Source organism: Sulfurovum sp., assembly GCA_026990595.1.
Taxonomy (GTDB): Bacteria; Campylobacterota; Campylobacteria; order Campylobacterales; family Sulfurovaceae; genus Sulfurovum.
In genome coordinates, this window is record JALXCZ010000036.1 from 39,038 (window position 1) to 47,513 (window position 8,476).

Annotated in this window: 8 protein-coding genes; 7 read left to right on the plus strand and 1 reads right to left on the minus strand. The window is 38.6% G+C overall.

The window, feature by feature from the left end; translation table 11 throughout:
* Genes MVE01_RS07830 through MVE01_RS07845 form a run of 4 tightly spaced genes read left to right on the plus strand, consistent with a single transcriptional unit; the run spans nt 1 to nt 3,226 of the window.
* Nucleotides 1-876 (plus strand): Jag N-terminal domain-containing protein, encoded by an 876-nt coding sequence (locus tag MVE01_RS07830; RefSeq protein ID WP_472561625.1) that lies wholly within the window; start codon nt 1-3, stop codon nt 874-876.
* A complete protein-coding gene (gene mnmE / locus MVE01_RS07835; protein ID WP_472561633.1) occupies nt 869-2,209 on the plus strand; it encodes a tRNA uridine-5-carboxymethylaminomethyl(34) synthesis GTPase MnmE in 1,341 nt (446 codons plus the stop codon). The genes MVE01_RS07830 and mnmE overlap by 8 nt, the downstream gene beginning before the upstream one ends.
* Nucleotides 2,210-2,217: 8 nt before the next feature.
* A complete protein-coding gene (locus tag MVE01_RS07840) occupies nt 2,218-2,532 on the plus strand; it encodes a hypothetical protein (RefSeq protein WP_472561626.1) in 315 nt (104 codons plus the stop codon).
* Between the two features lie 43 nt (nt 2,533-2,575).
* A complete protein-coding gene (locus MVE01_RS07845) occupies nt 2,576-3,226 on the plus strand; it encodes a carboxypeptidase regulatory-like domain-containing protein (RefSeq protein WP_472561627.1) in 651 nt (216 codons plus the stop codon).
* 14 nt (nt 3,227-3,240) lie between these two features.
* Here the strand turns inward: MVE01_RS07845 and MVE01_RS07850 are convergent, their stop codons facing one another.
* Nucleotides 3,241-3,921, minus strand: a complete 681-nt coding sequence (locus tag MVE01_RS07850) for a dUTP diphosphatase (RefSeq protein WP_472561628.1) — start codon at nt 3,919-3,921, stop codon at nt 3,241-3,243.
* Between the two features lie 127 nt (nt 3,922-4,048).
* Between MVE01_RS07850 and purL the strand changes: the two genes are divergently transcribed.
* From purL to MVE01_RS07865, 3 genes are all read left to right on the plus strand, one after another.
* Nucleotides 4,049-6,271, plus strand: coding sequence for a phosphoribosylformylglycinamidine synthase subunit PurL (purL, locus tag MVE01_RS07855; RefSeq protein WP_472561629.1), 2,223 nt, complete (start codon nt 4,049-4,051; stop codon nt 6,269-6,271).
* Between the two features lie 134 nt (nt 6,272-6,405).
* Nucleotides 6,406-7,938, plus strand: a complete 1,533-nt coding sequence (gene purH, locus MVE01_RS07860) for a bifunctional phosphoribosylaminoimidazolecarboxamide formyltransferase/IMP cyclohydrolase (RefSeq protein WP_472561630.1) — start codon at nt 6,406-6,408, stop codon at nt 7,936-7,938.
* A gap of 249 nt (nt 7,939-8,187) precedes the next feature.
* Nucleotides 8,188-8,476 (plus strand): UDP-N-acetylglucosamine 2-epimerase (locus tag MVE01_RS07865; RefSeq protein WP_472561631.1); only part of this gene is annotated, 289 nt, incomplete at its 3' end.

An 8,476-nucleotide genomic window follows, 5' to 3' on the forward strand; every position in this document is an offset into this window, starting at 1 on the left:
ATGAAAAAGGTTGAAGCACCGACACTTGAAGAAGCGTATCAAAAAGCTGCTCAGGTGTTAGAATGTTCTATTTCTGAACTTCAATGTGAAGTTGTGCAACATCCATCAAAAGGCATCTTGGGATTTTTAAAGAGGAGTGCTATTATCGTAGCTACGTCTAAGAAGACTTCTCTTTCAAAACACAAGGAAAAAGTTTCAGTAGAAGAAAGTATTGCTTCGGAGATCATAGAAACTGTAAAAAGTGAGACGATCAAGAAAGAAACAGAAACGACAACGATAAAAGAAACTCCAAATAAAAAAGATGTTGTGTTGGACAGTTTTTTTGAAGCCGATAGAGTAGTTGAAGAAGATGAAGTTTTAGAGAATGAGTTGTCCGAAGAAGAGAAGAATGAAGAAGAAAGTGTAATTTATGACGAGTTGGCACATCTCATTGAAGATCAGCTCAAAGAGATGCTTTCACATGCTTGTTTTGAGATTGATATTGTTGAAGTGGATGTGAGAGACAATACTGCACTGATCTTCATTGACGGGGAAGATGCTGCACTGCTCATCGGTAAAGAGGGGTATCGTTATAATGCCCTCTCTTATATGCTGTTCAACTGGTTACATACAAAGTATGAACTTTTCATTAAGTTGGAAATTGCAGAGTTCCTTACTTCCCAGCAAGATATGATACGCAATTATATTAAACCAGTGATTGAGAATGTTGAAAAATACGGAAAAGGAAAAACCCGCTCTCTTGACGGTATTTTGGTACAAATTGCACTCGAACAGCTTCGTGAAGCATTTCCTGACAAATATGTTGCAGTAAAAACAGGCAAAGAGGGCAATAAGTTTGTTGTCATCAATGAATTCAATAACAAGAGCCATGCATAACTCAATCGCAGCGATTGCTACAGCACATGGTGTCTCTTCTATCTCTATTATAAGAGTAAGTGGGGAGGCAGCACTCTTTGTTGCTAAAAAAATATCAAAACTTCAAAATATTACTCCAAGATATGCCCATTTAACTTCTTTGTATAATGCAAGAGATATTCTTATAGATCAAGCGATCATGATCTATTTTTCAGCACCACATAGTTTTACAGGTGAAGAGATTGTTGAGTTTCAGTGTCATGGTGGTATGATCGTGGCTCAGGAGATACTTGATACCATTACTTCTTACGGAATAAGGCTTGCCCAGCCGGGAGAATTTTCAAAACGTGCATTTTTAAACGGTAAAATAGATTTGACTGAAGCAGAAGCAATTTCTAAACTAATTGAAGCAAAAAGTGTAGATGCAGCAAAGATTCTGGCAAGACAATTAAAAGGTGAATTGAAAAATTTCGTAGATGAGAGTAGGGATGCACTTTTAAAATCCTTGGCATATTCTGAAGTGATGATCGATTATGCTGAAGAAGATATTCCTAATGATATTATGCAGAATATTCTCCATCAACTCGATGGATTGACCATTAAAATAGAAAAGATTGTAGATGCTTCTCATCGTCGAAGAGGATTGATCGAGGGATTTAAAGTAGCGATCATCGGAAAACCCAATGTCGGGAAAAGTTCTCTGCTTAATGCCTTGCTCTCTTATGAACGAGCTATTGTCAGTGATATAGCAGGAACAACAAGAGATACGATTGAAGAGCAGGTACGTATAGGATCTCATATCATACGTTTGGTTGATACTGCCGGTATACGCAATTCAGAAGATACGATTGAAAAGATAGGTATTGAGCGTTCTATCTCTTCGGTAGAAGAGGCAGATATTATCATCGCTCTTTTTGACGCTTCTGTAGTTTTTGATGATGAGGATGAGAATATCCTCTCTATTGTTCAGAAATACAAAGATAAGCACTGTATTGTTGCTATAAATAAAACTGATCTTGAATGCAAGTTAGATAAGGAAAAATTGGAGAAATTTAACCCTATAGAAGTCAGTGCAAAAAAAGGGTTTGAAAGACTCACACAGCGTATGGAAGAACTGTTAGACAGTATAGGGGAGGGAGAAGAACTCATGCTTATCTCTGCAAGGCAGATCGAAGCAGTGGAAGTGGCAAAAAATGCTATACTTGAGGCAAAGGTACCACTTCTTGAAGGTGAATTGGAGTTCTTCTCCTATCATTTGCAAGAAGCAGTTAAAGCGATATCCTCTATTTCCAAACCATATGACAGTGAAGAAATACTCGATAAAATGTTCGGTGAGTTTTGTTTAGGAAAATAGGAAATAGTATGATAAGTCTAAATGATATTGAACTCTATGCCATTGTCATACTTTTAATATTTACTGTCTGGTTTATTTTCAATACGATAAAGTATTACCGTGGTGAAAAAAGAAAAGTAAAGAACCTTCACCGTTTTGCAAAAGAGGGTGAAGTCAAAGCACAACAAAACCTTGCCCGACACTATCAAAAAGGTGATATGGTACAGAAAAATTGTGAAAAAGCGGCATTTTGGTATCAGAAAGCTGCCTTTTCCGGAGACAATGAAGCTAAAGGACACCTTGAAAATTTTTTAGCACATCGTAAACATAAAAATAAATGTTAATAGTGTATAATTGTCCAATCATTAAACAGAAGGAATTATTTATATGACTAAGAAAATCCCATTATTCATGACTTTTTTTATTATGCTTTTTCTCTTTACGGGCTGTGTTCAAAGAGAATTGGTGATCTCTCAACCCGATATCCAGCAATCTCAAAATAATACATGGGGGGGACAGAGCAATATATCAGAAAATATTGATACCTCTGATCTTGATGAGAATTTAACAGAGACAGAGACTGTGATTACAGAAGAGATGCCTGAACAAAGAATGGAGCGTATCACTTTTCCTGCAGAAGAGTATAACCGTTTGCCAAGAACAGGAAAAGGAACAGTTAAAGGTACTATCTATGTAAAAGATGCCTATGAAAAAAGAATACCTGGAAGTGGTACAAGACTTTACTTAAATCCAGTGACGAGCTATTCTGACCAATGGTATAAAGAGAGTTATATTGGCGGTTATAAAATGGAAAAAGCAGATCCCAGACTCTTTAACTATTTAAGATTCACTGCAGCAGACAGCAATGGAAATTTTGCATTTTACGGTGTTCCCTCCGGAAAATACTATCTTATTGGCACGGTAACATGCGGTACAGAGTGCGGATACAGTTCTCCTAAAAGTATACGAATTGCTACCCAGGTAAGTGTTACAGGGAATCAGGTGGTACAAAAAGATCTAAGTAGAATGGTGGACTAAAAGTGCCCTAAGGCTTATCCTTTCGGATAGGCAGCTTCGAGTTTAGTGTAAAGCAGAGTAGGTGTGATCTCCTCATTTTCTTCCAGAATGCTTTGCATCGTTACATTGTCTTCTTTGCCGTTCCATATTTTAATATAAGTGCCTTTTTTATATCCATGGTCCTGTCTAAATTGATTGAGGATGTTTTTACCGACATAAAGCTTATAAAGACTGTCTAAATTAAGACCTGACTGCATGGCAACATTTAGAAATGCCTCCATCAGTTTCTCTGTAGACTCATCACAGAAGAGAGCTTTCATTAGGATCTCCACTGTTTCGATCTGTTCATAATTGTTTTTACTTGTTGGTGTTAACTGTTTGTTAAAAGCCTGAAAATTAGTGAGCCTGTTTATGTTGCTTGCTAGATCTTCTATAGTTCCAAGATTTTGCATTTTATATTCTTCAAGTCCTTGAGACATAATAAAGTGCCAGATATCCACAGCTTCTATCTTGATATTCTCATAATCAGGCTGAGCATCAATATTCTTCCAATGCTTCCAAGGATAAGACTCTATAAGTTCTGCACACTCCAGGTAGGTACAACGCTTCCAGTCAATCAGTTTTCCGTTTTTGGTCATACCTTTTTCCCAACCTGTACCGTTAGTGGCATCATTGAGTTCCTGTTGGAGTTTTAACATTTGTAATATTTTGTCCATTAGTTCCGCCTTTTAAAATTCTATTAGAATCATACCACTAAATTGTAAAGAGTTATCTAAACAGTATCTTAACACTTTTTCAGTAAAATATAACCCTTATTTTACCTCCTAAAAAAGGACACATTTTATGTCACAACCTGTAGAAAATCTAGATGAAGTGCTAAAGAATCATAAGCTAAGCAAAGAGGAGTATCAAGATATTTTACGTATTTTGGATGGCAGACATCCAAACATTGTAGAGATCGGTATTTTTTCAGCCATGTGGTCTGAGCACTGCTCTTACAAATCAAGTAAAAAATACCTTAACGGTTTTCCTACCAAAGCGCCATGGGTCATACAAGGACCGGGTGAGAATGCCGGAGTTATCGATATCGGTGAGGGTATGGCAGCAGTCTTTAAGATGGAGAGTCATAACCACCCATCATTTATTGAGCCGTTTCAGGGAGCTGCGACAGGTGTAGGAGGGATCCTTCGTGATATCTTTACTATGGGTGCAAGACCTGTGGCAAACCTCAATGCTTTGCGTTTTGGTCGTGTACGCGGTGAGAGTGAAAATGCCAAATATCAAAGACACTTGGTGCGTGGTGTGGTTGACGGTATTGGAAGTTATGGTAACTGTATGGGGGTGCCTACCATTGGTGGTGAAGTGAGTTTTGATGAGAGCTATAATGGGAATATTCTTGTGAATGCTTTCTCTTTGGGACTTGTAAAATCAGATGAGATATTTTTAGGTGTAGCATCAGGTATCGGCAACCCAGTCATGTATGTCGGTTCAAAAACAGGACGTGATGGACTTGGTGGAGCAGTTATGTCTTCAGACTCCTTTACCGAAGAGTCAAAGTCATTGCGTCCGACAGTACAGGTGGGTGACCCCTTTACAGAAAAATTACTGCTTGAAGCCTGTCTTGAACTCTTTAAAACAGACCATGTTGTAGGTATTCAGGATATGGGAGCTGCAGGGCTTACCTCCTCTGCCTTTGAGATGGCAGGTAAAACGGGTGCAGGACTCATTATGCATCTTGACAAAGTACCTGCACGTGAAGAGGGGATGACGCCGTATGACTTTATGCTTTCTGAATCTCAAGAGCGTATGCTTATTTGTGCTAAAAAGGGATCTGAACAGGCGATCATTGATATTTTTGAAAAATGGGAGCTGGATGTTGCCGTCATCGGTGAAGTAACAGATACAAAGAGAATGGAACTTTTCTGGCATGGAGAACAAGTCTGTGATATGCCGATCGCTCCGGTAAGTGAAGAAGCCCCGATCCTGGATAGACCGACGGCAAGACCGAAATATCTTGATACAGTCAATGCTAAACATGTAAATGATTATGCCAAAGTAGCAGATCAGGAAGCGTATGAAAAACTGCTCGCCTCTCTTGAAGTGGTGGATAAAGCATGGGTCTATAACCAGTATGACTCTATGGTACAGACCAACACAACAAAACATCCGGGAAGTCTTGATGCTTCATGTATTCGTGTAAAAGAGAATGGAAGGGCTCTGGCAATGAGTTCAGATTGTAATCCACGTTACTGTTATATTGATCCCAAGAAAGGTGCAGCTTTAGCTGTTGTTGAGTCTGGACGTAATGTGGCAATGTCAGGGGCGAGACCACTTTCTATTACAGACTGCCTTAACTATGGTAATCCTGAAAATCCTGAAGTGATGTGGCAGTTCGCGCAAGGCTGTGAAGGGATCAAAGAGGCATGTCTTGAGCTTAATACACCTGTGGTAAGTGGAAACGTCTCGCTTTATAATGAAACGAACGGTGTTTCTGTATTTCCTACACCGGCTATTGCTATGGTTGGACTGAATGATAATGCAAACAAAGTATTGCCAAGTTGTTTTCAGGAAGAGGAGTCTCATGTACTTCTTTTAGGTGAAACCAGAGGTGAGTTTGGTGGATCACTCTACATTAAAGAACTTTTTAACGAAACAACAGGGACTTTGCCAAGTTTCGATTATTCGGCAGAACTCAGACTTTGGGAACTTGTGATAGAAGCCAATAAAAAAGGACTGCTTAAGTCTGCCAAAGATGTGAATGTAGGGGGTATCGCAATAGCACTCTCTAAAATGGCGGCAGTTTCAGGTAAAGGTGTGGTTTGTGGTATTCGTATGGAAAACAGCAGAGATATCTTTGATGAATCACAAAGTAGGGCTTTGGTAGAGGTATCCAAAGAAGATATCGAAATATTTGCAAAAATGGCGATGGATCTTGGTGTAAAAGTAGATATTATCGGTAAAGTCGGCGGAGATAAAGTAAAGGTGAATGATGTTGAACTTTCTTTAGAAAAAGTAAAAGATATTTACTTCAATACCTTTGCCCGTACGATCGAGCAGGATCTGTAGAAACTTTATATTTCTATTTTAGTTTGGAGTTTGTTTCTATTTTTTTAGAAAAAAGTAGAGCAAAAGTAACACAAAATTTTAGGCTAGGGTGCGTTTGCTAATGCACCTTTAAATTCATATTATAAAGAGGGAAAATGAGAGCACTATTAAGCGTAAGTGATAAAACGGGGATTGTTGAGTTTGCCAGAGGGTTGGATAAGTTAGGTTGGGAGATCATCTCTACAGGGGGAACCTACAAAAAATTAAATGGAGCAGGTGTTAAGGTTGTCGAGATCGATGAAGTAACCAAATTTCCGGAGTGTTTTGAAGGACGTGTGAAAACACTGAATCCTTATGTGCATGGGGGGATCCTTCATAAAAGAGGCGATGCGGCACATGTGGCACAGGCCAAAGAGCTTGGCGTAAAGGGGATTGACCTTGTGTGTGTGAACCTCTATCCGTTCAAAGAGACCATAGAGCGTACAGAAGATTTTGATGAAATTATTGAAAATATCGACATCGGTGGACCAACAATGGTTCGAAGTGCTGCAAAGAATTTTAATGATGTGCTTATTGTGACTGACGTTAATGATTATGAAAATGTACTCGGTGCTTTAGAATCTAAAGCAAATTCTTTAGAGTTTAGACGTGGACTTATGATCAAGGCATTTGAGCATACTGCGGCATACGATAGTATGATCGCAAATTATATGAATGTCAGATTTAATAAAGGATTTGGGGAGTATCAGTTCATTACCGGTAAAAAAGTTTTCCAAACACGTTATGGAGAGAATCCTCATCAGGATGGTGCATTGTATGAGTTTGATAATCATTTCACTAACCACTTCAAACAAGTCAAAGGTGAAGCGTCATTTAACAACATCAACGATGTCAATGGTGCCCTTAAAATAGCTTCAAGCTTTGGTGATGAAAATGCCGTCTGTATTGTAAAACATGGTAACCCTTGTGGATTTGCATTGAGAGATACGTTGATTGAGAGTTATGTAGAAGCACTTAAATGTGACCCTATTTCTGCCTTTGGTGGTGTTGTAGCAGTGAATGGTGTGGTAGATGCACCTCTTGCTGAAAAGATGAATGAAATCTTCTTGGAAGTAGTGATGGCAGCAGACTTTACGCCTGAAGCGTTAGAAGTATTTGAGAAGAAAAAACGTCTTAAACTTTTCTCCCAAGGTGGCAAGAAGTTGGTCATGTCCAAAGATTCTCATGACTTCAAGCATGTAGATGGTGGGTTTGTTTACCAAAATTCTGACTGTATTTGTGACAATGAAGTACATAATGCCCATAGAAAGTCAGAATTGACTGCCTCAGAGCAGGAGATGAAAGACCTGGAGATCGCATGGAAAGTAGCAGGTCTTACGAAATCTAACTGTGTAGTGTACGTCAAAGACTCTGCCATGGTTGCTGTAGGTATGGGTATGACAAGCCGTGTAGATGCTGCACAATGTGCGCTTAAAAAAGCAAAAGAGATGGGACTAGATGTAAGTGGAGCAGCCATGGCATCGGAAGCCTTCTTCCCATTCCGTGACAGTATCGATGCCGCAGCTGAGGCTGGTGTAAAAGCCATCATTGAGCCTGGTGGAAGCATTAGAGATGATGAAGTGATTGAAGCTGCCAATGAGCACGGGATTTCGCTTTATTTTACCACTGTAAGACACTTTTTACATTAAGATACTTGTGTATGCATCAAAATGATGTATATATGGTTTAAGAAAAAATTCAACTTAAGCAAATACATTCTGATATATAATCTATTTAAGATAGAACAAAGAAAAGGAGTCAACGTAATGAAAAATGTTTGGTAGAACTCTTTTCTCTCCAATTAAAATTTTATATACAAAGAGATATTCTTCCAACAACAATTTTCTTTTTTATTATATTGGTAACTTTAAAACCTATTTCTATCATAAGGATAGAACATGAAAAAAGTATTACTCGTATTTGGGACAAGACCTGAAGCTATTAAAATGGCACCTCTTATTCTTGCATTTCAAAAATATTCGCAAAAGATAGAAGCCAAGGTATGTGTCACAGCACAGCATCGAGAGATGTTGGATCAAGTACTGCAGATCTTTGATATCACTCCGGATTATGACCTCAATATTATGAAACCCGGACAGGATCTTTATGATGTAACAAGTAATATTCTGCTTGGTATGAAAGAGGTTTTAACTGAGTATCAACCTGATGTGGTACTGGTACATGGTG

What these genes read in the sequence shown, in the direction of transcription:
- purL (WP_472561629.1), top strand. Translation starts at nt 4,049, where the DNA reads ATGTCACAACCTGTAGAAAATCTAGATGAAGTGCTAAAGAATCATAAG.
- MVE01_RS07850 (WP_472561628.1), bottom strand. Translation starts at nt 3,921, where the DNA reads ATGGACAAAATATTACAAATGTTAAAACTCCAACAGGAACTCAATGAT.
- purH (WP_472561630.1), top strand. Translation starts at nt 6,406, where the DNA reads ATGAGAGCACTATTAAGCGTAAGTGATAAAACGGGGATTGTTGAGTTT.
- MVE01_RS07830 (WP_472561625.1), top strand. Translation starts at nt 1, where the DNA reads ATGAAAAAGGTTGAAGCACCGACACTTGAAGAAGCGTATCAAAAAGCT.
- MVE01_RS07845 (WP_472561627.1), top strand. Translation starts at nt 2,576, where the DNA reads ATGACTAAGAAAATCCCATTATTCATGACTTTTTTTATTATGCTTTTT.
- mnmE (WP_472561633.1), top strand. Translation starts at nt 869, where the DNA reads ATGCATAACTCAATCGCAGCGATTGCTACAGCACATGGTGTCTCTTCT.
- MVE01_RS07840 (WP_472561626.1), top strand. Translation starts at nt 2,218, where the DNA reads ATGATAAGTCTAAATGATATTGAACTCTATGCCATTGTCATACTTTTA.